This is a genomic window from Nitrosomonas oligotropha, assembly GCF_900106555.1.
In the GTDB taxonomy this organism is placed as follows: domain Bacteria; phylum Pseudomonadota; class Gammaproteobacteria; order Burkholderiales; family Nitrosomonadaceae; genus Nitrosomonas; species Nitrosomonas oligotropha_A.
The window spans coordinates 80,538-104,508 of sequence record NZ_FNOE01000007.1 but is presented as its reverse complement, the minus strand read 5'-3'; the positions used below and the strand labels follow the sequence as shown (position 1 = coordinate 104,508).

Below are 23,971 nucleotides of genomic sequence, written 5' to 3'. Positions count from 1 at the left end.
TAATCTTCTCGCTACTACGGTAAATCATGCCGGAAGTACTGCGTAATTCAATAAGCGGTTTCATTTAGACAGCCCAAAGAATCGATGAGCGATCCAGTTCTCAATTTAGATAAACTCAATGCTTGGCGGCAAATGGATCCCGAGGGTGGAGCCGGGTTTATAAAAAAACTGATTACCATTTATTTGTCGTCTGCGCCTGCATTTCAGATACGGATTGAGCATGCTATTCAAGCTGCGGATAGCGATGCATTGGTCAGAGCGGCACATACTTTCAAGTCCAGCGCATCAAATATCGGCGCCGAATTACTTGCTGATATTTGCCGCCAATTGGAAGAATATGGTGATAAGAATCAGCTCAGTGAAGCTACTGAGTTGCTGGTGGAAATGCAAAATGAATCCCAGCGGGTGATAACCGCGTTAAAAGAGTTATTGGAGGAATGTTGATTTGCAATGCAATTTGCGGGGTTTGTTGCGCATCGGCTTCCCGTCACTATCCGCAGGGGAAAATCCATGCGTGAAGTTGTCATTTTAAGCGGCGTGCGTACGGCGATAGGCGATTACGGTGGCGCGCTCAAACAGGTTGCGCCTGTTGACCTGGCGGCTAAAGTGGTGCGTGAAGCAGTGTCGCGCGCCAGGATTGATCCTAATGAAGCCGGGCACCTGGTTTTTGGCAACGTCATACATGGCGAAACGCGCGATATGTATTTGGCGCGCGTGGCTGGCATCAACGGCGGTTTGCCGCACCATACTGCGGCGCTGACGGTAAACCGGCTGTGCGGAAGCGGCCTGCAGGCCATTATTTCAGCCAGTCAGAATATATTGCTTAATGATACCGATGTGGCCATTGCGGGCGGAGCCGAATCCATGAGCCGTGGCGGTTATTTATTGCCAGCACTGCGTTGGGGGCAACGCATGAACGATGGCGGTACTGTGGACATGATGGTGGGTGCGTTAACCGATCCCTTCGATACTGTGCATATGGGAATTACAGCGGAAAATATTGCTGCCAAGTGGCAGATTAGCCGGGAAGCGCAGGATGGATTTGCCGTGGAAAGTCATCGGCGTGCGCTTCGGGCGATAAAAAATGGTTATTTCAAAGAGCAGATATTGCCTGTGGAAGTGATTGAACATAAAAAAACCGTTATTTTCGATACCGATGAGCATCCGCGTGAGAATACCAGCATTGAAAGCTTGGCTAAATTACGTCCGGTTTTTCAGAAAAACGGCACAGTGACGGCTGGTAACGCTTCCGGCATTAATGATTGCGCAGCGGCATTGGTGTTGATGGAGAGTAAGGTGGCGCAGAAGCGTAACCTCACTCCGATGGCGCGTCTGGTTTCGTATGGTCATGCCGGTGTTGATCCTAAATTTATGGGCATTGGTCCAGTTCCCGCAGTTCAGAATGCGTTGCGGCGTGCCGGGCTGAAGATATCGGATATTGATGTCATTGAATCCAATGAGGCGTTTGCTGTGCAAGCTTGCGCAGTAGCAAAGGAATTGCAGTTTGATTCCGAGAAAACCAATTCAAATGGTGGTGCCGTGGCGTTGGGTCATCCCATCGGCGCAACGGGAAGTGTTTTGGTGATCAAAGCGATTTACGAGCTGCAACGTTGTGGCGGGCGATATGCGCTAGTTACAATGTGCATCGGCGGCGGACAAGGGATTGCTGCTGTTTTTGAAAGACTTTGAAAGATTCGAGAATGTTGGTTAACCGGAATTTCGCATTGACTGGGGTGGGTAATTAAGCTATAGTCACGGCTTTTTTAAGTACGGGTAAAGCTGTCTTTCCAAGGGCAGGTGGTGAACATGTCTTGGATTAAGAATAGGCCGCTCAAGATTGTTTTGCGCGTGCAGTTACTGATAACGCTGGTGGTAGCAGTTGCCGTAGGTGTTTTTCTTGGCATGCAAAGTGCGATTTCAGCGGCGTTGGGAGGGAGCGTAAGTGTGATTTCCTCGGCAGCGTATGCAATCATCGTTTCTCATCACAAAGGTTATACCGCTGGACAAACGGTTAGAACGGCACTAAGAGCAGAATCGGTAAAAATAATATTGACTGTAAGCTTGTTATGGGTAGTGTTTAAATTTTATGAAAATTTAAATGCGTCCGCGTTTATCGGAACATTTATCCTGGCAGTTTTAGCTTATAGCATGGCATTGTTGGTATCAGACGCTACAAAGTAAGATAAATTTTTAAAAGTAAAGTAGGCACGCATGGCATCGGGAACAGAACTTACTCCAACATCATATATTGATCATCATCTAACCTATTTAACAACGCAAGTCAGTGAAGGTTCTTTTTGGGTGTTGCATGTTGATACTTTGATCACATCCATAATCCTCGGTGTTATCAGTTTCGGTTTTATTTGGTTAATTGTGCGTAAAGCTACGCCCGGTGTGCCTTCTAAAAGCCAAGCATTCGTTGAGCTTGCGGTTGAGTTTATTGATAACGAAGTAAAAAATACATTTCATGGTAATCGGCATGTGCTGGTTGCGCCTTTGGCATTGACTGTATTCATATGGGTTCTGATGATGAATGCTATGGATATACTGCCAATCGATATTATGGCGTGGGTTACGGAAAATGTATTCGGATTGCATAATTGGAAGATCGTGCCTACAACGGATGTCAATACGACTTTTGCGATGGCTCTTTCAATATGGTTTTTAATGATTTTCTTTAATCTCAAGGTCAAGGGATTCGGCGGGTGGATGCATGAGCTGTTCTGTACGCCATTTGGTAAAAATCCGTTGCTCTGGATATTGAATTTGTTGTTTAATTTTATCGAGTATGTATCCAAGCCTTTGTCTCATTCGCTACGGCTTTTTGGGAATATTTATGCGGGCGAGATAATTTTTCTGCTGTTAGGTATGTGGGCAGCTACGGGTGTGTCGGGTACAATTTTCGGTTCGATTTTAGGGGCTGGTTGGGCAATATTTCATATATTGATCGTTACCTTGCAAGCATTTATTTTTATGATGCTGACAGTGGTTTATATATCAATGGCGCACGAGTCTCACTAAATTAAATTTTATAAGCTCATCTAGTAACATATTATTAATCTTAAAAAAGGAAATTAAAATGGAGAATTTGCAGTTTTTGGCAATGATTCAGGCGTATACCGGAATAGGTATTGGTTTGATGATCGGACTTGGTGCAGCAGGTGCATGTATTGGTGTGGGTGTTATGTGTAGCCGTTTTCTTGAGGGTGCGGCACGTCAACCGGAAATGATACCGACTCTGCAAGGTAAAGTGTTTCTTCTGCTTGGTTTAACTGACGCGTCTTTCATTATTGCTGTTGGTCTGGCTATGCTGTTTGCATTTGGAAACCCATTGTTGGCAGTGATTCAATAACAATGCTGTTGTTGTTTAGATCGGAAATTACAGGCTTGTCATGAATATTAACTTTACTTTAATTTCTCAGGCGATAGCCTTCTCGGTATTTATTTGGTTCACGGTCAAGTTTGTGTGGCCGCCACTGCTGCGTGCAATAGAAGAGCGTCAAAAAACGATAGCCGATGGTTTGGCTGCCGGAGAGCGTGGCCGTCATGAACTGGAGTTGGCCAGTCAACGCTCATCTGATGTGTTGAGAGAAGCGAAACAACGTGCTTCAGAAATTATTCTGCAAGCTGAAAAACGAGCTACCGAAATCGTCGAGGAAGCTAAGCGAACCGCAAAAGAAGAAGGCGATCGCATTATAACGGGTGCCAAAGCGGATATTTCGCATGAAGTATTCAGCGCAAAAGAGGCGTTGCGTCAGCATGCGGCTCAGTTGGCAATTGCTGGTGCAGAGAAAATATTACGCCGGGAAGTTGATGCTAAAGCGCATGCGGATATATTGATTGCAATTGAGGAAGATTTGAAATAATGGCTGAAGCGATTACAGTTGCGCGACCCTATGCAGAAGCAGTGTATAAGCATGCTGTTGCTAACGAGAGTTTGTCGCAGTGGTCAAAAATATTGCAGCTAGCGGGAATGATTGCTGAAGATAATGATATGAGATCACTGATCGGTAGTCCAATAATTTCAGCAAAACAACTTGGCGAAATATTTCTAGAGATCGGGAAGAGTAAATTTAATTCCGAAGCTCGTAATCTAGTGATGCTGCTGGCAGAGAATAAACGGATATCAATATTACCGCAGATTAGTCAGTTATTTGAGCGGTTGAAAGCGCAACATGAGGGTGTTCTGGAAGCAAAAATTGCCAGCGCTTTTGCGTTGGAAAGCAAGCAACTAAGAAAATTAGTTGAAGATCTGGAACAAAAATTCAAGCGCAAAATAGAGGCTCAAGTAAGTGTTGATCCAGAGTTAATTGGTGGTATTAAAGTTGAGATTGGTGATGAGATTCTAGATGCCTCGGTACGGGGTAAGCTTGAAGCTATGGCCATTGCCCTTAAAAGCTAGGAGTTAAATGAAATGCAGTTAAACCCATCCGAAATCAGTGAGCTGATTAAAAAAAGGATAGAAGGACTTGTTGATACGGCAGAGGTTCGTACGCAAGGAACGATTGTTTCTGTAACAGACGGTATTGTTCGTATACACGGTTTATCCGACGTGATGCAAGGTGAGATGTTGGAATTTCCTGGCAATACTTTCGGTTTGGCGTTGAATCTGGAGCGTGATTCCGTGGGCGCAGTTATTATGGGTTCGTATGAGCACATATGCGAAGGTGATACAGTCAAATGCACCGGCCGTATTTTAGAGGTACCCGTAGGTGAAGGCTTGCTGGGTCGCGTGGTGAATGCACTGGGGCAACCGATTGATGGTAAGGGCCCGATTACAGCGGTGAAATCTGAGCCAATTGAAAAAATTGCACCGGGTGTAATCTGGCGGCAATCGGTAGATCAGCCCGTGCAAACCGGACTGAAGTCTGTTGATTCGATGGTTCCAGTTGGGCGTGGGCAGCGTGAGTTGATTATCGGTGATCGTCAGACAGGTAAAACTGCGGTAGCGATTGATGCGATTCTCAATCAAAAAGGCCAGAACATGCTGTGTATTTATGTGGCAATCGGACAGAAAGCATCATCGATTGCTAACGTGGTGCGCAAGCTGGAAGAACATGGCGCCATGGAATATACCATTGTTGTGGCTGCAACTGCGTCAGAGTCAGCAGCAATGCAATTTATCGCACCTTATTCTGGATGTACGATGGGGGAATATTTCCGTGATAAAGGTCAGGACGCATTAATCGTATACGATGATTTAACTAAACAAGCTTGGGCTTATCGTCAAATATCTTTGCTGCTGCGTCGGCCACCAGGTCGCGAAGCTTATCCGGGTGATGTGTTTTATCTCCATTCGCGTTTGCTGGAAAGAGCAGCGAGGGTGAGCGCAGCCTATGTTGAAAAAGCAACAAATGGTGCGGTAAAAGGTAAAACAGGTTCTTTGACAGCGCTGCCGATTATCGAGACACAAGCTGGTGACGTGACAGCTTTTGTGCCAACGAACGTAATTTCAATTACCGACGGACAGATATTTCTTGAAACAGATTTGTTCAATGCCGGTATACGTCCTGCTATTAATGCAGGGGTATCGGTTTCTCGTGTGGGCGGTGCAGCTCAAACGAAGGTCATCAAAAAATTAGGCGGCGGTATACGGCTAGCATTGGCGCAATATCGTGAATTGGCAGCTTTCGCGCAATTTGCATCGGACTTGGATGAAGCGACTCGTAAACAGCTTGAGCGCGGCAAGATGGCTACAGAATTGATGAAGCAGCCTCAGTATGCAACACTCAGCGTATCGGAGATGGCGCTTACATTATTCGCAATCAATAATGGTTACTTTGATGATGTGGAAGTAAATAGAGCACTTGCATTTGAATCTGCGCTAAAAAACTATATACGCGGTCAGCATGCTGCAATTCTTGACAAAGTTGAGAAGAGTAAAGAACTCAATGCTGAAACAGAAAAAGAATTGACAGCTGCGATTCAAGAATTCAAGCAAAACGGAACCTATTAAGCAAATGGCCGGCAGCAGAGAAATCCGCAATAAGATAAAGAGTGTAAAAAATACACAGAAGATTACGCGCGCCATGGAGATGGTTGCGGCATCGAAAATGCGTAAAGCTCAGGATCGTATGAAGAAAGCCCGCCCTTATGGTGAGAAGATACGTAATGTAGCTGCTCATATGAGTCGAGCAAATACCGAATATCGGCATCCTTTTTTGATTGCACGCGATACCGTAAAACGAATTGGTATCGTTATCGTGACTTCGGATAAAGGTCTTTGCGGAGGGTTGAATACCAACGTCCTACGTAAAGCTCTGAATCAGATGAAGGCCTGGCAAGCAGAAGGAGAACAAATCGAAGTCTGCTGTATCGGTAATAAAGGCTTAGGTTTCATGAGCAGAGTTGGCGCAAGTGTTACTTCGCAAGTAGTAAGCCTGGGTGATACTCCTGATATATCAAGACTCATCGGTGCAGTAAAAGTGGTTCTTGATGGCTATACGCAAGACAAATTTGATCGCGTGTATATTTTCTATAATCGCTTTATCAATACCATGAAGCAAGAACCTGTTATGGAACAATTGCTTCCGTTGACTGATGATCGTATGCAAAGTAGCGAACAAGATAGCGTTAAATCTAAAGCGACTTGGGATTATATTTACGAGCCGGAAGCAAAGCCTGTCATTGACGATATTATGGTGCGCTATGTAGAAGCTTTGATATATCAGGCAGTAGCAGAAAACATGGCTTCGGAGCAATCTGCCAGGATGGTGGCGATGAAAGCTGCATCAGACAACGCGGGCAGTGTCATTGATGAATTGACATTAATTTATAACAAGTCTCGACAAGCGGCAATTACGAAAGAGCTATCCGAAATCGTCGGTGGTGCTGCAGCTGTTTAAAACATTTTTGAATATAGAGTCTAGGGAACAACGATGAGTCAAGGAAAAATTGTTCAGTGTATTGGTGCAGTGATTGATGTGGAGTTTTCGCGCGATTCTCTGCCAAAAGTATATGATGCATTAATTATGGAAGGTTCCGAGCTTACGCTGGAAGTTCAGCAGCAGCTTGGTGATGGCGTAGTGCGCACTATTGCATTGGGATCTTCTGACGGATTGCGCCGTGGCATGATCGTGCAAAATACCGGTAAACAGATTACCGTGCCTGTCGGAACCAAAACTCTGGGAAGAATTATGGATGTTTTGGGCCGCCCCATAGATGAAATGGGCGATATTGGTGCTGATCAACAAATGTCGATTCATCGTGAAGCACCTGCGTTTGATGAACTGTCGGCATCAACGGAATTACTGGAAACCGGTATTAAAGTGATTGACCTGATCTGCCCATTTGCAAAAGGCGGTAAGGTGGGATTATTCGGCGGTGCAGGTGTCGGTAAAACAGTTAACATGATGGAATTAATTCGCAATATTGCGATCGAGCATAGTGGATATTCCGTATTTGCTGGTGTGGGAGAGCGTACGCGCGAAGGAAATGACTTTTATCATGAGATGAAAGAATCGAAGGTTCTGGATAAAGTGGCATTGGTTTATGGACAAATGAATGAGCCGCCCGGAAACCGTCTTCGCGTTGCGCTAACCGGACTGACAATGGCAGAGTCATTCCGTGACGAGGGTAAGGATGTGCTGTTCTTCGTTGATAATATCTACCGTTATACATTGGCAGGAACCGAAGTTTCAGCTTTGCTAGGACGTATGCCATCCGCAGTGGGGTATCAACCGACCCTGGCAGAGGAAATGGGACGATTGCAAGAGCGTATTACATCGACTAAAACAGGTTCAATTACGTCTATTCAGGCGGTTTATGTACCAGCGGATGATTTGACCGATCCATCTCCGGCAACAACATTTGGACACTTGGATGCAACCGTTGTATTGTCGCGTGATATCGCATCATTGGGAATTTATCCGGCTGTGGATCCACTGGATTCCACATCGCGTCAGTTAGATCCGCAAGTTGTTGGTGAGGATCACTACAATACAGCTCGTGCTGTTCAGCAAACATTGCAACGCTATAAAGAGTTACGAGACATTATCGCGATTCTGGGAATGGATGAGCTATCCCCCGAAGATAAGCTTGCAGTTAGCCGGGCACGTAAGATTCAACGGTTCTTATCGCAGCCGTTTAACGTAGCTGAGGTATTTACCGGTTCACCAGGAAAATATGTTTCTCTTAAAGATACGATTAAAGGCTTTAAGGGAATTGTTGAAGGTGAATATGATGATTTGCCAGAACAAGCATTCTATATGGTAGGCAGTATCGAAGAAGCTGTTGAGAAAGCGAAAACACTTCAATAAACCAAGAGGAAATAGCCATGGGTACCATATTTCATCTTGATATCGTTAGTGCTGAAGAATCTATTTATTCCGGACCGGTCGAATTTTTGGTGGCACCGGCCCAAATGGGTGAGGTAGGTATTTATCCGCGCCATACACCGATGTTGACAAGAATCAAATCCGGAATGGTGCGAATCAAGGCACAACTTAAAGAAGAAGAGCTAATCTATGTATCGGGTGGAATGCTGGAAGTTCAACCTGATGTGGTGACGATATTAGCGGATACCGCAGTGCGGAGTCACGATCTTGATGAAGTTAAAGCGATCGAAGCGAAGCGAGCTGCTGAGGAAGCAATGAAAAATCGAGAATCCGAACTGGATTACGCTAAAGCGCAGGCCGAGTTGATAGAAGCCATGGCGCAATTAGCGGCGATTGATAAGCTGAGAAAACGCGGTCATTGATTGTGATTCATAAGTTCTAATGATGAAAAAGGCGACATAAGTCGCCTTTTTTGTATCTGTTTCTCTAGCATCGATCTGGTTACAATGACTGAGTTGTAAACGGTAAAAAATAATGCGCTGGATTACGTCAAATGGTCAAGGAAATTTGACTGCATTTGTTGTTCAATCATTGCGCATTTAGATAAGATTCATCGAAAACTTCATTTCAAAAGCAGATTATCGTGTCCAAGCTTAATGTAGTGATACTGGCAGCCGGTGCCGGAAAGCGTATGCAATCAACTCTTCCCAAGGTGCTGCATACTTTAGCGGGATGTTCATTGTTAATGCATGTCATTAACACAGCGCGCATGCTCTCGCCTGACAAAATCTGTGTTGTTGTGGGCTATGGTAGCGACCAAGTAAAACAATCAATCACCGGCGATGATTTGACCTGGGTTTTGCAAACGCAGCAATTAGGCACCGGGCACGCGCTCATGCAGGTTTTACCGCAATTGGATACCGATGGAATCACGCTGGTTTTGTATGGTGATGTGCCATTGGTGCGGATCCAAACCTTGCAACAATTAATCACAGCGGCTGAAGAAAAAAACTGTGCGCTGTTAACCGCAACAATCGACGATCCTTTGGGCTACGGCAGGATTTTGCGTGACCGGGAAAGCGGAGAGGTGGTTGCAATCGTTGAGCAAAAAGATGCCACTGCAGAACAACAGAGTATCCGTGAGATTAATACCGGAATAATGCTCATACCCAATCAGCATTTGCATCAATGGCTGCCAAAGCTTGAGAACAAAAACACACAGCGCGAATATTACTTGACCGACATCATTGCGATGGCGGTAAAAGATGATATACATGTTGCATCGACACAAGCGGATAGTTTCTGGGAAGTCATGGGTATTAATAACAAGCATCAGCTAGCGGAACTTGAGCGTGTTTACCGAAAAAACCGCGCTGAGATGCTGTTGGAAGAAGGGGTCAGCTTACTAGATCCCAATCGGATAGACATACGCGGTGAACTGAGTTGCGGCTCTGATGTTGAAATTGATGTTAACTGTATTTTTGAAGGAACCGTTAAGTTGGGCGATTCCGTCCGGGTAGGCGCCCATTGCATATTAAGAAATGTAGCGGTTGCGTCGGGGAGTATTATTCATCCCTTCAGCCTGCTCGAAGATGCCGAAATCGGAGCAGATAGTAAGATTGGTCCCTATGCGCGCATCCGGCCAGGGACGCAGCTGGCTCAGAAAGTGCATATCGGAAATTTTGTCGAAGTCAAAAATAGTCAAATTGCTGCAGGAAGTAAAGTGAATCACTTAAGTTACATTGGTGATTCTACAGTAGGAGAAAATGTCAATATTGGCGCTGGAACAATTACTTGTAATTATGATGGCGCAAACAAATATCGAACCGTCATTGAAGATGATGTGTTCATCGGATCCGATACACAGTTGATTGCGCCCGTTAAGATTTCGAAAGGATCGACTATTGGTGCCGGATCGACTATCACGAAAGAAACCCCGGAGAATCAGCTTACCTTGTCCAGATCAAAGCAAGTCAGTATTGCTGGATGGAAGCGTCCGCAAAAATCAAACGCATAGTAAAAGTCTATGCAGTATCGTCCTTTTAGCTAGAGTTGTGAGGAGAATGCGCTATGTGTGGAATAGTTGGTGCAGTAGCTAATAATAATGTTGTTCCGGTATTGCTGGATGGATTATTACACCTGGAGTACCGCGGGTATGATTCCGCCGGACTCGTCGTTACCTGCAACGGTCTGCAAAGACTGCGAACAACAGGCCGTGTAACCGAGTTGCAGAAACTCGCTCACGAAAAAAATACCCACGGCTTTGCCGGTATTGCCCACACCCGCTGGGCAACGCATGGCGCACCTTCCGAGCGCAATGCACACCCCCATTTTTCCGGAATGCCGGATTCATCGGTACGGATAGCGGTTGTGCATAATGGCATCATTGAGAATCATGAAGTCATGCGTAAGCGCTTGCAAGCTGAAGGATATGAATTTGTTTCTGACACCGATACGGAAGTCATTGCGCATCTCATCGCGTTTAATCTCAAGCATACTGACGATTTGTTAACCGCAGTCTGCACTTCTATTGACGAACTGCAAGGCGCATACGCGATCGCTGTGATGGAAGAAGCCCGGCCGGAAAGAATTGTGGTAGCGCGTAATGGCGCTCCATTGTTGCTGGGATTGGGCGAAAGCGGCAATTATGCTGCTTCCGATGCTTCTGCGTTGTTAAAAGCGACCCGGAATATGATTTACCTGGAAGAAGGTGATGTAGCCGAGCTGACTCGCGATGGGTATCGAATCGTGAATTGTCTGCAGGGTAACTCGGTCAGGGAAGTAAAACGGACAGTACACGAGAGCAATCTTTCCACCGAAGCGATTGAGCTCGGGCCTTATACCCATTACATGCAGAAAGAAATTTTCGAGCAACCGAGTGCAGTGGCTAACACCCTGGAAATGGTCTTCAATGCGCAATCTATTTCGCCCAATTTGTTTGGCAGCGAGGCCGAAAAAGTATTTTTCCAAACCAAGAGTATTCTCATTCTTGCATGCGGGACCAGTTATCATGCCGGACTGGTTGCGCGCTATTGGCTGGAAACCGTTGCAGGTCTTCCATGCAACGTTGAGATTGCCAGCGAGTACCGCTATCGCAATCCGATCGCGGATCCCCATACGTTAGTGGTTGGTATTTCGCAATCGGGTGAGACCGCAGATACGTTGGCAGCGCTCAATTACGCCAAGAAACTGGGTCATCGATATAGTTTGGCGATTTGCAATGTGCCGGAAAGCGCGTTGATACGCCAAACTGACTTGCGCTTTCTTACGCGTGCCGGGCCCGAGATCGGTGTGGCATCGACCAAGGCATTTACTACGCAATTAGCTTCACTGTTGCTGCTGACAGTAACGTTGGCAAAAATGCGCCATAAATTATCCGCGCAAGATGAGCAACAGATGATCATGACGCTGCGTCATTTACCGATGGCTTTGCAGCATGCGCTGCAAGTCGAGCCGCAAGTGCGCATTTGGGCGGAAAGTTTTGCGCAGAAGCGCCACGCATTATTTCTCGGCCGCGGCGTTCATTATCCGATTGCCATGGAAGGAGCTCTAAAACTCAAGGAAATTTCGTATATCCATGCGGAAGCCTACGCAGCTGGAGAACTGAAGCATGGGCCGCTGGCCTTGGTAGATGATGAAATGCCGGTTGTTGCGATAGCGCCAAACGATCAATTGTTAGGGAAACTCAAATCGAATTTGCAGGAAGTGCATGCCAGAGGTGGCGAGTTATATGTATTCGCAGATGCGGATTCACAGATTGCGCAGAGTGAAAATGAACATGTTATTCGTTTATCGGAACATGCCGGTTTGCTGAGTCCGATACTGCATACCATACCGCTGCAGTTGCTGGCGTATCATGTTGCCTTGGTGAAAGGCACCGATGTCGATAAGCCGCGAAATCTGGCAAAAGCAGTGACGGTTGAATAAAAATTGCTATTGCGTACGCTGGATCTTTTTCAATAAGGCTGTATATATACCACTGAGCTGCTCTTTCTTCTTTCATTGTTCATGAAGTTTGATACTTTATCCAAGGGATGCAGGGTGGTAATATAAAAATACTTAAACAAAAGGTATATACAAATGGCGGGTCATAGTAAGTGGGCTAATATCAAGCATAAAAAAGCTGCACAAGATGCCAAGCGGGGTAAAGTGTTTACGCGGCTAATCAAGGAGATAACCGTTGCTGCCCGCATGGGTGGCGGCGATCCGGACATCAATCCGCGCTTACGTCTGGCGGTGGACAAAGCATACGATCAGAATATGCCCAAGGATAATGTCGAACGTGCAATTAAGCGCGGCAGCGGCGCGCTGGATGGCGTCGATTATGAAGAAATCCGTTACGAGGGCTATGGGATCGCGGGTGCCGCCGTCATGGTGGATTGTATGACCGATAACCGTGTCCGCACCGTGGCCGATGTACGGCATGCATTTACCAAATATGGCGGAAATCTAGGTACGGATGGATCCGTCAGTTTCTTATTCAAACATTGCGGGCAGTTGATTTTCGCTCCGGAAACCGATGAAGATAAACTGATTGAAGCCGCAGTGGAAGCCGGTGCAGAAGATGTGATTAGCAATGAAGACGGCAGTATCGAAGTGATTACAGCGCCTTACGAATTTATCAATGTAAAGGTAGCACTGGAAAAAGCCGGATTTAAAGCTGAACTGGCGGAAGTCACTATGAAACCCGGTAATGAAGCTGTTTTAACGGGCGATGATGCAGTAAAAATGCAGAAACTACTGGACGCCTTGGAAAATCTTGATGATGTGCAAAATGTTTACACTACGGCCGTACTTGATGAATAGAAATTCCACCGATCAGCAGGTGATAAAATCCGCATTCTTGGCATAGATCCGGGTTTACGTATTACTGGTTTTGGCGTGATTGATAAAAGCGAGAGTAATCTAACCTACGTCAGTAGCGGCAGCGTCAAGACCTTGGCAGGTGAGTTACCTTCCCGTTTGAAATTAATTCTGAATAACTTGAGTGAAGTCATTGCTCAGTATCAACCCGAGCATGTCGCCATCGAACAAGTTTTCGTCAATATCAATCCTAAAACTACCTTATTACTTGGTCAGGCGCGTGGCGCAGCTATTTGTGCCGCCGTCATGAATGATTTAATGGTGTCAGAGTATACCGCGTTGCAAATAAAACAAGCCGTGGTCGGGAATGGGCATGCAAAAAAAAACCAAGTACAGGAGATGGTGGTGCGTTTGCTCAGATTGACCGGCAGCCCGAGTGCCGATGCCGCGGACGCCTTGGCTTGCGCGATCTGTCATGCGCATGGCGGGCTTGGTTTGGGGAGAATTGCAACAACAGGTTACCGCATGAAACGGGGGCGTTTGGTGTGATCGGGCGATTAACTGGTGTATTGCTGGAAAAACATCCGCCGCAGGTTTTACTGGATGTGCAAGGGGTCGGGTACGAGATCGACGTGCCGATGAGTACTTTTTATGAGCTTCCGGCGCTTGGTGCACAAGTAACGTTGTATACCCATCTGGTGATACGGGAAGATTTGCATCTATTATTCGGCTTTGCAACAGAATCGGAGCGACAAACTTTTCGTCAGCTGATAAAAATTTCGGGTGTAGGCGCAAGAACCGCATTAGCAATTTTATCGGGGCTGAGCGTGCCGGATTTGCACCGTGCCGTTGGTGCACAGGATAGTGCGCGGCTAATCAAAGTGCCAGGTATCGGAAAAAAAACGGCGGAACGTTTGTTGCTGGAATTGCGCGATAAACTGGATTCCGCCGCGATTAGTCCGGACCAAACCCACGCTGCACCCACGCAGGATAGTGACATACTCAATGCATTGTTATCTCTGGGTTATAATGATCGTGAGGCAGGCTGGGCGATCAAGCAGATCTCTTCAACAGCAACGGTATCGGAAGGCATACGCCATGCATTGCAGTTATTATCGAAGGAAAGGTAGCCGACTGAATGAGGAGTAGTGAATGATCGAAACGGATCGACTGGTTACCGCAATTACTTCATCATCGCAGGAAGAAATTCTGGAGCGCGCGTTACGCCCGAAGCAACTGGAGGAATATGTTGGTCAGGAAAAAATACGCGGGCAGTTGCTGATTTTCATTGAGGCAGCCAGGAAGCGGCGCGAGGCGCTTGATCATGTGTTGTTATTCGGTCCTCCGGGTTTAGGTAAAACCACTCTTGCACACATTATCGCCAGGGAAATGGGGGTTAATCTGCGGCAAACTTCCGGTCCGGTTCTGGAGCGGCCGGGTGATTTGGCCGCTTTGCTGACCAACCTGGAGCCCAATGATGTATTGTTTATCGACGAGATTCACCGCTTATCGCCTATGGTCGAGGAAATTCTGTATCCGGCGCTGGAAGACTATCAGTTGGATATAATGATCGGTGAAGGACCGGCGGCGCGGTCGGTTAAGTTGGATTTGCCGCCGTTCACCCTGGTAGGTGCTACGACGCGCGCCGGTATGCTGACTAATCCGTTACGTGATCGCTTTGGCATCGTTTCCAGGCTGGAGTTTTATACACCGGAAGAGCTGAGCAAGATTGTGAGCCGTTCCGCAGGCTTATTGAATGTAAAAATATCCCCGGATGGCGCGTTTGAAATTGCGCGCCGCGCGCGCGGTACGCCGCGAATAGTGAATCGATTGTTGCGCCGGGTGCGTGATTATGCTGAAGTCAAAGCCGATGGGCATGTCACACGTGTAGTGGCGGATGCGGCCTTAAGCATGCTGGATGTGGACGCCATAGGCCTGGATATCATGGATCGAAAATTATTGTTAGCGGTGCTGGAGAAATTCAGCGGTGGGCCGGTTGGCGTTGATAATCTCGCTGCAGCGATCAGTGAAGAAAGGGATACGATTGAAGATGTATTGGAACCTTATTTGATCCAACAGGGGTTCCTGAAACGGACGCCGAGAGGCCGGATGGCAACAGCGGCAGCGTATCGGCATTTTGGTATTACCTTGCCCAGAGACGGACTCAGTAATGATCTGTGGGAAGAAGATAATTTCTAGTTATTAGTTTTAGTATCTCAAAATTTATGCAAATCTATACATTGCGCATTATCGTCGCTCTTTTGCTGACATCGGTTGTCATGTTGTATTTTTATACCGATCGTGAAAAAAGCTACTACACTAAGGCTGCGGAACCGGCCGTTGCTCAGATTCTCACTGAAATTTCCAGTTGGGAAAAACAAAAATTGCTGCTTCACTTGGCACCGGAAGCCAAGCAAACAATCAATGACGAGCAATTGGATGAGTTGTTAAAACTGTATCGCGGTTTTGGCCGATTTCAATCCATTCAGGAACTTAATTTTTCGCGTACGGTGAGCGCATTCTCGCTGGTGGGTGAAAAACGGACCAATTATTCCGGTATAGCCAAATTTGATGCAGGTCTTGTCAATTTGAATATTACTTTGATTGAACGTGGCGGATTTTTTCTTGTTTATAACTTTACTTTAGCAAAGGCCAAGTAAGAATAATGTAATTAAAATATTGACATAATCCATGCTATGATAGTTTGAACTATATTTTGGATATAGTAGTCATAGCAGTCGCTAGAGGATAGTTTGGTATTAATTTCACAGGGGAGATTATTTAAATGAATCAAAATTACTCGACAGTTGCGCAAAGATCTACATCTGCGATTGCAACAAATAAAGTGCTGCGTAATACCTATTTGCTTTTATCCATGACATTGCTGTTCAGCGGATTCACCGCCGCGCTTTCAATGTTCATGAATACGCCACCGATGACCTATTTAATTTCTGTTATCGGCGGTATGGTAATCGCCATGTTTGTTTTACCCCGTTTTGCTAATTCACCAGCAGGTATCGGAATCGTTTTTTTGATAACTGGAATGCTAGGATTTGGGCTAGGTCCAGTGCTGAGCATGTATGCATCTTTGCCTAATGGCGGAAATATCATTACTTTGTCGCTAGGCGGTACGGGGGTTATATTTATGGGGTTGTCCGCGTATGCATTGACTACAAAAAAAGACTTCAGCTTTTTGGGCGGATTCCTGATGGTGGGCTTCCTGCTGGTATTGCTGGCAGCGCTGGCTAATATTTTTCTGCAGATACCGGCCATGTCATTAATGATTTCCGCTGTTGTCATCATGATAATGAGCGGTTTTATTCTGCACGATACCAGCCGCATTATTCATGGTGGCGAAACCAATTATGTGTTGGCAACGATTGGACTGTACATGACAATTTTTAATATCTTCATCAGTCTGCTGCAAATATTGGGAATTATGAGCAACGATGATTAATTCCTGAGCGTGCTGTTTGAGGCATTTGAAGCCCCGGTTTAGCCGGGGCTTTGTTTTGGAGTGAGCGTGTAATTAAATCGGGAGCAATTATGGAGTGGATGGAGATTATTTCTGCCTTAGCATTACTCGCATTCATTATTATTTTATTTCCAGCAGCCCGGGAAAGGATAAAACACAGTCCACAAGGAACATCATCCGATTGGATGGGTTTTGTCATTCCTGTCATAGTTATAGCATTATTTGTCACGTTTTTGGTAATGCTGGTGTAACTCTATTTTGTCTTCGATCAAAAGAATTTCAATTAAAGAAAATTTTAGATTGAATGCAGTGACGATGCATTTTAGCGTTGCATTTGTGTCAATAATTAAGATGAAATTTTCTGCTTTATGCAGCGTTTTTGGCAGTGTTCTTAGGGCAATACCATTTTATAAGCATGGGAATATTGCTATAAAAATCATGATTTTTCCTTGTTTGAGTGGCGGTGACATGCTAGAATTTCCATTCGATTAATTAGCATGTAGAAGATATCTATAACTAAGAAAATCTAAGTTGCAGATAATTAGGAAATTCGGCCAAGGAAATGTAATTAGCGTCAATCATGGTGTGGTTTTAACAAAGTAAGATTCTGGCGTATGACTTCCGTTAGCTGGCTGAACAAAAAAAGCGTACAGGTAGGTAGCGTTCTTAGTTGTACCTGAATCTGTAAAATTAGTAATCATGTGGGGGGGAAATATGAGAAGTAAATCAGTAGTAACGCTGTCGGGGATATCCGCTCTTGCTTTGTACTCAAGCATGGCGGTAGGATCTAAATATAATTTTCCAGAACCGCAGAGTGTCATAGCAAGAGAGATCTACGATCAGCATATTATGCTTATGTGGGTATGCTTGGCTATATTCATAGCTGTGTTTGGGGTTATGTTTTATTCGATACTCAAACATAGAAAGTCTTTGGGTTATAAGGCGGCGAATTTTCATCACAGTACAGCCGTTGAGTTTATTTGGACCATCATACCTTGTATTATTTTGATTGTGATGGCTTATCCAGCAACAAAAACAGTAATTGCAATGAAAGATACATCAAGTCCTGATATGACCATTAAAGCAACTGGTTATCAATGGATGTGGGGCTATGATTATCTCCAAGGTGAGGGTGAGGGTATTAGTTTCTATAGCAAGCTTTCGACACCGCCAGCTCAAGTTGAGAATAAAGCGCCTAAAGGCGAGAACTATCTGCTGGAAGTGGATAATCGTGTAGTGGTGCCAGTTGGAAAAAAAGTGCGCATTATACTGACAGCAAACGATGTGATTCATGCATGGTGGGTACCAGCATTGGGTATCAAGCAGGATGCTGTGCCGGGTTTTATTCGTGACACATGGTTCACGGCGGACAAACCAGGGGTTTATCGTGGTCAGTGTGCCGAATTGTGTGGTAAAGATCATGGATTTATGCCGATTGTGGTAGAAGTCATGGAAGCAGGTGAGTATTCGAAATGGGCTGCTGCTCAGTTGAATGCATCTGCAGTTAAAACATCAATGCATGTAGAAAATAAGTAAAAGGAGATAATTATGGCAGCAGTACATGGTGACGCACACGGTCACGGACATGATGATCATCATCCCAGTGGGATAATGCGTTGGGTTAGAACGACCAATCATAAAGATATTGGTACGATGTACCTATGGTTCAGTTTTACCATGTTTCTTGTGGGTGGTTTTTTGGCTATGGGTATTCGCGCAGAGTTATACCAGCCAGGGATTCAAATCTTAGAACCTGAATTATTTAATCAATTTACGACTCTCCATGGTTTAATTATGGTGTTTGGCGCCATTATGCCGGCTTTCGTGGGGTTTGCGAACTGGCAAGTGCCGCTAATGATTGGCGCGCCGGATATGGCATTTGCGCGCATGAATAACTGGAGTTTTTGGTTATTGCCTGTAGCGGGAACTTTGCTTGTTAGCTCGTTCTTTGTGCCAGGTGGGGCAGCAGCAGGTGGTTGGACTTTTTATCCGCCACTATCAGTACAAGGTGGCTTGGGTGTTGATCTGATGATTTTCTCAGTACATATCTTGGGAGCATCCTCAATCATGGGTTCGATCAATATCATAACGACCATTTTGAATATGCGCGCGCCTGGTATGACGTTGATGAAAATGCCGATGTTTGTATGGACTTGGTTGATTACCGCTTATTTGTTGGTATTAGTAATGCCAGTATTAGCAGGTGTGGTAACCATGTTATTGACCGATCGTCATTTTGGTACAAGCTTCTTCAATGCAGCTGGCGGTGGTGATCCAGTAATGTTCCAGCATATTTTCTGGTTTTTTGGTCATCCAGAAGTTTACATTATGATTTTGCCAGCGTTTGGGATCGTTTCTGAAATTATTCCAACGTTCTCACGCAAACCGTTATTTGGTTATTCATCAATGGTTTATGCTACTGCGTCGATTGCTATTTTGTCGTGTGTAGTTTGGGCACATCATATGTTTACAGCCGGTATGCCAACTGTTGGTCAGTTGTTCTTTATGTATGCAACGATGTTGATTGCAGTGCCAACAGGGGTGAAAGTATTTAACTGGACAGCAACAATGTGGCGCGGATCAATGTCTTTCGAGACACCGATGTTGTTTGCAATAGGTTTTATTTTCTTGTTTGTGATCGGTGGATTCAGTGGCGTTATTTGCGCAATCGTACCGATTGATATTCAAGTACAAGATACCTACTATGTAATTGCGCATTTCCATTATGTGCTGGTTTCAGGTGCATTATTCTCATTGTTCGCAGGTGTGTATTATTGGCTGCCAAAATGGACCGGTCATATGTACAGCGAAACATTGGGTAAAGCGCATTTCTGGTTGTCAATGTTCTTCTTCAATCTGACATTCTTTGTTCAGCATTTCTTAGGTTTAGCTGGAATGCCACGTAGAATTCCGGATTACAATATCCAATTTGCCGATTTCAATATGATTTCAAGTATCGGTGCGTTTGGATTTGGATTGACACAATTGCTTTTCTTGTACATTGTGATTAATTGCATTCGTGGTGGAGAAAAAGCACCACAAATGCCTTGGGATGGTGCAACGACTTTGGAATGGACGCACTTGCCTTCACCGGCTCCATATCATAGCTTTGAAACACCACCTGTTGTTAAGTAAATAGAGCAGCTAGGAAATCGTATGTCGCAAGAGACGGATTTGAAGCGTAAAAAAGTTAGAACAGCAATGTTTCTGTTAATGACAGTAATAGCGCTTTATATAACGGTAATCATAAAACAATGGGATTGATGAATAGCAATTCTAGAGCGAACGTTTTGATGTTTAAAAAACTAATGGTTTTCTCATTAGTGATGTTCGTATTTGGCTATGCATTGGTTCCATTTTATGAGAAGTTTTGTGAAGTAACTGGAATTAATAATCTGTTACAGCCAGATGTTCTAACTAAAGATAACTGGGTGGATGAAACACGTTGGGTCACAATTGAGTTTGATGCCAATATAAGAGGATTGCCTTGGCAATTCAAACCTCTTCAGTCTAGCGCTCGCATTCATCCAGGAGAGCCGATTACTGTGATGTACGAAATTACAAACAGCTCAAATCGTGAGATAGCAGGACAAGCAATACCTAGTTATAGTCCACGGTTTTTGGAAAAGCATTTAAAGAAATTTGAGTGCTTTTGCTTTACAAAACAAGTGTTAAAAGCAAATGAAACAAGGCAAATGCCGGTTCAGTTTGTAATTGAACCGGGATTGCCGACCGATGTAGATACTGTGACAATTTCATACACTTTTTTTGAATTGCCAGATGGCGGCAGTACAGCCAAAAAATAGGGGATAGAGAAGTTGAACAATGTTACTGATAAACAAACCAGCGGAACAATTTGGCAGGTTGCAAAAGCAGTGATGTTCGCCTTTATGGGGATACGAAAAAAGAGTGATCTTGAAAAAGATGCGGCAACGCTGAAGCCAGTTCAATTAATCATCGGCGGAATTATAGGTGGTGCACTTTTTGTAATAAGCGTAATGCTTTTAGTCAGATTAGTTGTTAGTTAGAATTTGAGAAAAACATAAAAGTAGGAGGAGAGAAGAATGAGTCAAGAATCAGGACATTATTACGTCCCAGCTCCATCGTCATATCCAATCATTGGATCAACGGCGATTTTGTTTATGGGATCAGGCGCAGCCCTGACTATGAATAAAATGGAGTTAGGCTACGGTCTGTTAGCGATAGGTTTTGCAATTTTAATTTATATGTTGTTCGGTTGGTTCGGAACAGTAGCCAGGGAAAGTGAAAGTGGGAAATATGGGGAGCAAGTAGATCGCTCTTTTCGTTGGGGGATGAGCTGGTTCATTTTCACTGAAGTTATGTTTTTCTGTGCGTTCTTTGGCGCATTGTGGTACATGCGCAATCTTTCGATACCATGGTTACAAGAAGAAAGTACGGTGTTAGGTAATTCTTTCTGGTCAGCCTATGACGGTACATGGCCAACAGCTGGTCCAGGTGTGCATGAGAAATTTACATCGATGGGTGCTTGGGGATTGCCAGCATTTAATACGCTGTTACTTTTAACATCAGGTGTTACAGTTACATTCGCGCATTGGAGATTGAAAGAAAACAGACGTGACGGACTGAAATTATGGTTGCTGGCAACTATATTTTTAGGTGCGTTGTTTATTGGATGTCAAGCATACGAATATATCCATGCATATAATGATCTGAATCTGAAGATGACGACAGGTGCATACGGTTCTACATTTTTCATGTTGACCGGATTCCATGGCTTCCATGTGACAATCGGTACGATCATGCTGATTGTGATTTATTTCCGGAGCGTAGCTGGTCACTTTACACCAGAACATCATTTTGGTTTTGAAGGTGTGGCATGGTACTGGCACTTTGTTGACGTGGTATGGCTTGGATTGTTTGTATTTGTATATCTGATGTAAGTTATTCAGTCATAGCAAGTTAAGATTCCAGCCTTTGCACCGAGAAAGTTGTGGATTTCAAGTTAAAGTGAAAGCGCAGCAATAAAGTGTGTAAACGGCTGGAATCTTTGTTTAAAAGATTAAATAACCAATTTGGATCGTATCTTTCAATAAAAAATCTCTGATTTAGGTAGTTCACTCGAAGCAATTCACAATTTTTATAGCAATATTCAAATAAAATGAATCTATTAGGGTATCGCTTTGAGCCAAGATTGTGGGCAATTGCAATCACGATTGTTTCTGTAATAATTTTTATTGAACTTGGTAAATGGCAATTATCGCGTGCAGAAGAAAAGAGCGCGCAATTTGAACAATTGGAGCAATACGCAAAGCAGCCTGCAGTTTTATTGCCGGGTACCTTGGTGAAGTTAAAAGATTTTCAATATCGCGATGTAGAAGTAAGTGGAGAATACTTACCGGAGCATACAATTTATTTGGATAACAAAACATACCATGGTCGAGCAGGCTACCACGTTATCACACCGCTTAAAATTTTGAACAGCGCGTTGCATGTGGCAGTAAATAGAGGTTGGGTTGCAACGGGATCGGACCGGTCAGTATTACCAGCCGTTGCAGAAGTAAGTGGTGAAGTAAAAATTACAGGAATTGCAGCTTCGCCTGAAATTAGAACACTCGAGCTTTCGGATAGAGCTATTGAAGGACAGGTTTGGGATAATTTCGACTTACAGCGTTATCAGGAAGTTACTGGTTTAACATTGCAGCCGCTAATGTTACTTCAGAAAAGTGAAGAAAAAGACGGATTAATAAGGGATTGGAGTAAACCTGATTCAGGTGCTTCTAAAAATATTGGTTATGCGGTTCAATGGTTTTCATTAGCTGCGACAGCAGTAATTATTTTCATAGTGTTGAATGTCAAACGAAAAAATTCAAAAAACGAACAGACGTAAGTTTTTATTATTATTAGCACTGATGTGTTCTCCGGTAGTAATTTCTTACGCGCTTTATTTCTTCGGATATAAACCTGAAAGTACACATTACGGTGATTTGTTACCGATTGTGAAGGTTGGGGGAAAAGGCACTAATCTGACGGATAATACAATTCTACGCATGAAGGATCTGCATGGTAAATGGGTATTAGTGACAGTAGATTCAGGTCATTGCGATGAAGCATGCAAGGAAAAACTATATTTCATGCGTCAAGTAAGGCTTGTGCAGGGAAAACAAAAGCATCGGATTGAACGGTTATGGCTTATTAATGACGATAGGGCACCTGATGCTGAGCTAATTAAAGAATATGAAGGTATGTTTTTTGTGAATGCGAAAGATAGTGAGATTTTAAGTTTTATAGAAAATGCAGAAACGCAAACAAAGCATATTTATCTTATCGATCCGATAGGCAATTTAATGATGCGATTCCCGGAAAAAGTTGATGGAACAAAAATGGGGCAGGATCTAAAAAGACTGCTACACGTATCACAGATAGAGCATTAAGAATGGCAGTTTTCTCTTCGTAGAAAACTATATGTATAAATAAAAAATATTCGATTTGCAAGGAGGTTAATAAGATGGCTATTAGTATGGCATTGCATGAGACAGCAACACGAATCAATCAGTTTTACCGGCTGACAAAACCGCGTGTTGTATCTCTCATCGTATTTACCGCGGTTATAGGAATGTTTATGGCTGTCCCTGGTGCTGTACCTTTAGATATTTTGCTATTGGGGACCATCGGTATTGCATTGGTCGCAGGGGCTGCGGCTGCATTGAATTGCTTGGTTGAACAAAAAATGGATGCTGTCATGGCTCGGACAAAAGGCCGTCCATTACCGCAAGGTAAAGTAAGTGTGCCTGAGACACTGTTCTTTTTGATGATTGTTGGCGGAGCAGGACTCTTCATATTATATGAATGGGTAAATGAATTGACCATGTGGCTAACATTAGGCACTTTTGTAGGTTATGCCATTATTTATACCGTAATTCTAAAACCACTGACACCGCAAAATATCGTAATTGGCGGTGCATCTGGAGCTATGCCTCCGGTGCTCGGATGGACAGCGGTGACTGGAGAGATCACAAGTGACGCGTTATTACTTTTTCTGATTATTTTTGCATGGACTCCACCGCATTTTTGGGCACTTGCGTTATATAGAAAGAATGAGTATGCCTCAATCGGCATGCCGATGCTGCCGGTGACGCATGGCGATCAATTCACAAAACTGCAGGTATTGTTGTATACCGTCATTCTGTGCGTGGTCACCTTTCTACCATACGTAACCCAAATGAGTGGGATGATCTATTTGGTGAGTTCAACGATATTAAATGGCATCTTTATGTACTATGCCATAGAGATTTATCGTAATTACAGCGATCAACTGGCTCGTGAAGCATTCCGCTACTCGATACTTTATTTAGCGCTGTTGTTTGTTGCGCTGCTTGTGGATCACTATTTCTTTTTTTAGATAAACAACTAAGCTGTGTCTGTGATATTTGATCAT

At 44.3% G+C, this 23,971-nt stretch carries 27 protein-coding genes; all 27 read left to right on the top strand.

Annotation, left to right across the window (positions count from 1 at the left end; genetic code table 11):
* Window positions 1–84 precede the first annotated feature (84 nt).
* The 27 genes from BLU57_RS05980 to cyoE all read left to right on the top strand — a co-directional run bounded on the left by BLU57_RS05980 (window position 85) and on the right by cyoE (window position 23,935).
* Window positions 85–444: an Hpt domain-containing protein gene (locus BLU57_RS05980; protein WP_090317778.1), complete on the top strand. Its 360-nt coding sequence runs from the start codon at window positions 85–87 to the stop codon at window positions 442–444.
* A gap of 66 nt (window positions 445–510) precedes the next feature.
* Window positions 511–1,689: an acetyl-CoA C-acyltransferase family protein gene (locus BLU57_RS05975; RefSeq protein ID WP_090317776.1), complete on the top strand. Its 1,179-nt coding sequence runs from the start codon at window positions 511–513 to the stop codon at window positions 1,687–1,689.
* 117 nt (window positions 1,690–1,806) lie between these two features.
* A complete protein-coding gene (locus tag BLU57_RS05970; protein WP_090317770.1) occupies window positions 1,807–2,181 on the top strand; it encodes an ATP synthase subunit I in 375 nt (124 codons plus the stop codon).
* A 30-nt stretch (window positions 2,182–2,211) separates the two neighbouring features.
* Window positions 2,212–3,021 (top strand): F0F1 ATP synthase subunit A, encoded by an 810-nt coding sequence (gene atpB / locus BLU57_RS05965; protein WP_090317768.1) that lies wholly within the window; start codon window positions 2,212–2,214, stop codon window positions 3,019–3,021.
* 58 nt (window positions 3,022–3,079) lie between these two features.
* Window positions 3,080–3,352 carry a F0F1 ATP synthase subunit C gene (gene atpE, locus BLU57_RS05960; protein ID WP_046848906.1) on the top strand — a complete coding sequence of 91 codons (273 nt, stop codon included), beginning with the start codon at window positions 3,080–3,082 and terminating at the stop codon, window positions 3,350–3,352.
* Between the two features lie 40 nt (window positions 3,353–3,392).
* Window positions 3,393–3,866, top strand: coding sequence for a F0F1 ATP synthase subunit B (locus tag BLU57_RS05955; protein ID WP_090317766.1), 474 nt, complete (start codon window positions 3,393–3,395; stop codon window positions 3,864–3,866).
* Window positions 3,866–4,402 carry a F0F1 ATP synthase subunit delta gene (locus tag BLU57_RS05950; protein WP_090317763.1) on the top strand — a complete coding sequence of 179 codons (537 nt, stop codon included), beginning with the start codon at window positions 3,866–3,868 and terminating at the stop codon, window positions 4,400–4,402. The genes BLU57_RS05955 and BLU57_RS05950 overlap by 1 nt, the downstream gene beginning before the upstream one ends.
* Window positions 4,403–4,414: 12 nt before the next feature.
* Window positions 4,415–5,956 carry a F0F1 ATP synthase subunit alpha gene (gene atpA, locus BLU57_RS05945; protein ID WP_090317761.1) on the top strand — a complete coding sequence of 514 codons (1,542 nt, stop codon included), beginning with the start codon at window positions 4,415–4,417 and terminating at the stop codon, window positions 5,954–5,956.
* Between the two features lie 4 nt (window positions 5,957–5,960).
* On the top strand, window positions 5,961–6,845 hold the full coding sequence (gene atpG, locus BLU57_RS05940) for a F0F1 ATP synthase subunit gamma (protein ID WP_090317758.1): 885 nt from the start codon (window positions 5,961–5,963) through the stop codon (window positions 6,843–6,845).
* 33 nt (window positions 6,846–6,878) lie between these two features.
* A complete protein-coding gene (gene atpD, locus BLU57_RS05935) occupies window positions 6,879–8,258 on the top strand; it encodes a F0F1 ATP synthase subunit beta (protein ID WP_090317756.1) in 1,380 nt (459 codons plus the stop codon).
* Between the two features lie 17 nt (window positions 8,259–8,275).
* Window positions 8,276–8,698 carry a F0F1 ATP synthase subunit epsilon gene (locus tag BLU57_RS05930; protein ID WP_090317753.1) on the top strand — a complete coding sequence of 141 codons (423 nt, stop codon included), beginning with the start codon at window positions 8,276–8,278 and terminating at the stop codon, window positions 8,696–8,698.
* A 221-nt stretch (window positions 8,699–8,919) separates the two neighbouring features.
* Complete coding sequence (glmU, locus tag BLU57_RS05925) at window positions 8,920–10,293, top strand: bifunctional UDP-N-acetylglucosamine diphosphorylase/glucosamine-1-phosphate N-acetyltransferase GlmU (protein ID WP_090317750.1); 1,374 nt, start codon at window positions 8,920–8,922, stop codon at window positions 10,291–10,293.
* Between the two features lie 53 nt (window positions 10,294–10,346).
* Window positions 10,347–12,203 carry a glutamine--fructose-6-phosphate transaminase (isomerizing) gene (glmS, locus tag BLU57_RS05920; RefSeq protein ID WP_090317747.1) on the top strand — a complete coding sequence of 619 codons (1,857 nt, stop codon included), beginning with the start codon at window positions 10,347–10,349 and terminating at the stop codon, window positions 12,201–12,203.
* 153 nt (window positions 12,204–12,356) lie between these two features.
* Complete coding sequence (locus BLU57_RS05915) at window positions 12,357–13,082, top strand: YebC/PmpR family DNA-binding transcriptional regulator (protein WP_090317745.1); 726 nt, start codon at window positions 12,357–12,359, stop codon at window positions 13,080–13,082.
* A gap of 27 nt (window positions 13,083–13,109) precedes the next feature.
* On the top strand, window positions 13,110–13,628 hold the full coding sequence (gene ruvC / locus BLU57_RS05910; protein WP_090317742.1) for a crossover junction endodeoxyribonuclease RuvC: 519 nt from the start codon (window positions 13,110–13,112) through the stop codon (window positions 13,626–13,628).
* On the top strand, window positions 13,625–14,209 hold the full coding sequence (ruvA, locus tag BLU57_RS05905; RefSeq protein WP_090317739.1) for a Holliday junction branch migration protein RuvA: 585 nt from the start codon (window positions 13,625–13,627) through the stop codon (window positions 14,207–14,209). Before ruvC ends, ruvA begins: the two co-directional genes overlap by 4 nt.
* 22 nt (window positions 14,210–14,231) lie before the next feature.
* Complete coding sequence (gene ruvB, locus BLU57_RS05900; protein WP_090317736.1) at window positions 14,232–15,278, top strand: Holliday junction branch migration DNA helicase RuvB; 1,047 nt, start codon at window positions 14,232–14,234, stop codon at window positions 15,276–15,278.
* 26 nt (window positions 15,279–15,304) lie between these two features.
* Complete coding sequence (locus BLU57_RS05895; protein WP_090317733.1) at window positions 15,305–15,739, top strand: hypothetical protein; 435 nt, start codon at window positions 15,305–15,307, stop codon at window positions 15,737–15,739.
* A 125-nt stretch (window positions 15,740–15,864) separates the two neighbouring features.
* Window positions 15,865–16,536, top strand: a complete 672-nt coding sequence (locus BLU57_RS05890; protein ID WP_090317729.1) for a Bax inhibitor-1/YccA family protein — start codon at window positions 15,865–15,867, stop codon at window positions 16,534–16,536.
* 732 nt (window positions 16,537–17,268) lie between these two features.
* Window positions 17,269–18,090 (top strand): cytochrome c oxidase subunit II, encoded by an 822-nt coding sequence (coxB, locus tag BLU57_RS05880; RefSeq protein WP_090317722.1) that lies wholly within the window; start codon window positions 17,269–17,271, stop codon window positions 18,088–18,090.
* Between the two features lie 12 nt (window positions 18,091–18,102).
* Window positions 18,103–19,689, top strand: a complete 1,587-nt coding sequence (gene ctaD / locus BLU57_RS05875) for a cytochrome c oxidase subunit I (protein ID WP_090317719.1) — start codon at window positions 18,103–18,105, stop codon at window positions 19,687–19,689.
* Between the two features lie 128 nt (window positions 19,690–19,817).
* Window positions 19,818–20,360 carry a cytochrome c oxidase assembly protein gene (locus tag BLU57_RS05870; protein ID WP_371113144.1) on the top strand — a complete coding sequence of 181 codons (543 nt, stop codon included), beginning with the start codon at window positions 19,818–19,820 and terminating at the stop codon, window positions 20,358–20,360.
* 12 nt (window positions 20,361–20,372) lie between these two features.
* Window positions 20,373–20,582 carry a DUF2970 domain-containing protein gene (locus BLU57_RS05865; RefSeq protein WP_090317714.1) on the top strand — a complete coding sequence of 70 codons (210 nt, stop codon included), beginning with the start codon at window positions 20,373–20,375 and terminating at the stop codon, window positions 20,580–20,582.
* Between the two features lie 36 nt (window positions 20,583–20,618).
* Window positions 20,619–21,476, top strand: a complete 858-nt coding sequence (locus BLU57_RS05860; RefSeq protein WP_090317712.1) for a cytochrome c oxidase subunit 3 — start codon at window positions 20,619–20,621, stop codon at window positions 21,474–21,476.
* A 218-nt stretch (window positions 21,477–21,694) separates the two neighbouring features.
* The gene (locus BLU57_RS05855; RefSeq protein WP_090317709.1) at window positions 21,695–22,423 is read left to right on the top strand and encodes an SURF1 family protein; all 729 of its coding nucleotides are present in this window, start codon (window positions 21,695–21,697) and stop codon (window positions 22,421–22,423) included.
* On the top strand, window positions 22,386–22,967 hold the full coding sequence (locus BLU57_RS05850; protein WP_090317705.1) for an SCO family protein: 582 nt from the start codon (window positions 22,386–22,388) through the stop codon (window positions 22,965–22,967). Before BLU57_RS05855 ends, BLU57_RS05850 begins: the two co-directional genes overlap by 38 nt.
* 74 nt (window positions 22,968–23,041) lie before the next feature.
* Entirely contained in the window at window positions 23,042–23,935 is an 894-nt protein-coding gene (gene cyoE, locus BLU57_RS05845; protein ID WP_090317702.1) for a heme o synthase, read from the top strand.
* Window positions 23,936–23,971: the final 36 nt, after the last annotated feature.

Coding starts and splice junctions, on each gene's coding strand:
- BLU57_RS05980 (WP_090317778.1), top strand. CDS start 85: ATGAGCGATCCAGTTCTCAATTTAGATAAACTCAATGCTTGGCGGCAA.
- BLU57_RS05975 (WP_090317776.1), top strand. CDS start 511: ATGCGTGAAGTTGTCATTTTAAGCGGCGTGCGTACGGCGATAGGCGAT.
- BLU57_RS05970 (WP_090317770.1), top strand. CDS start 1,807: ATGTCTTGGATTAAGAATAGGCCGCTCAAGATTGTTTTGCGCGTGCAG.
- atpB (WP_090317768.1), top strand. CDS start 2,212: ATGGCATCGGGAACAGAACTTACTCCAACATCATATATTGATCATCAT.
- atpE (WP_046848906.1), top strand. CDS start 3,080: ATGGAGAATTTGCAGTTTTTGGCAATGATTCAGGCGTATACCGGAATA.
- BLU57_RS05955 (WP_090317766.1), top strand. CDS start 3,393: ATGAATATTAACTTTACTTTAATTTCTCAGGCGATAGCCTTCTCGGTA.
- BLU57_RS05950 (WP_090317763.1), top strand. CDS start 3,866: ATGGCTGAAGCGATTACAGTTGCGCGACCCTATGCAGAAGCAGTGTAT.
- atpA (WP_090317761.1), top strand. CDS start 4,415: ATGCAGTTAAACCCATCCGAAATCAGTGAGCTGATTAAAAAAAGGATA.
- atpG (WP_090317758.1), top strand. CDS start 5,961: ATGGCCGGCAGCAGAGAAATCCGCAATAAGATAAAGAGTGTAAAAAAT.
- atpD (WP_090317756.1), top strand. CDS start 6,879: ATGAGTCAAGGAAAAATTGTTCAGTGTATTGGTGCAGTGATTGATGTG.
- BLU57_RS05930 (WP_090317753.1), top strand. CDS start 8,276: ATGGGTACCATATTTCATCTTGATATCGTTAGTGCTGAAGAATCTATT.
- glmS (WP_090317747.1), top strand. CDS start 10,347: ATGTGTGGAATAGTTGGTGCAGTAGCTAATAATAATGTTGTTCCGGTA.
- BLU57_RS05915 (WP_090317745.1), top strand. CDS start 12,357: ATGGCGGGTCATAGTAAGTGGGCTAATATCAAGCATAAAAAAGCTGCA.
- ruvB (WP_090317736.1), top strand. CDS start 14,232: ATGATCGAAACGGATCGACTGGTTACCGCAATTACTTCATCATCGCAG.
- BLU57_RS05895 (WP_090317733.1), top strand. CDS start 15,305: ATGCAAATCTATACATTGCGCATTATCGTCGCTCTTTTGCTGACATCG.
- BLU57_RS05890 (WP_090317729.1), top strand. CDS start 15,865: ATGAATCAAAATTACTCGACAGTTGCGCAAAGATCTACATCTGCGATT.
- coxB (WP_090317722.1), top strand. CDS start 17,269: ATGAGAAGTAAATCAGTAGTAACGCTGTCGGGGATATCCGCTCTTGCT.
- ctaD (WP_090317719.1), top strand. CDS start 18,103: ATGGCAGCAGTACATGGTGACGCACACGGTCACGGACATGATGATCAT.
- BLU57_RS05870 (WP_371113144.1), top strand. CDS start 19,818: ATGAATAGCAATTCTAGAGCGAACGTTTTGATGTTTAAAAAACTAATG.
- BLU57_RS05860 (WP_090317712.1), top strand. CDS start 20,619: ATGAGTCAAGAATCAGGACATTATTACGTCCCAGCTCCATCGTCATAT.
- BLU57_RS05855 (WP_090317709.1), top strand. CDS start 21,695: ATGAATCTATTAGGGTATCGCTTTGAGCCAAGATTGTGGGCAATTGCA.
- BLU57_RS05850 (WP_090317705.1), top strand. CDS start 22,386: ATGTCAAACGAAAAAATTCAAAAAACGAACAGACGTAAGTTTTTATTA.
- cyoE (WP_090317702.1), top strand. CDS start 23,042: ATGGCTATTAGTATGGCATTGCATGAGACAGCAACACGAATCAATCAG.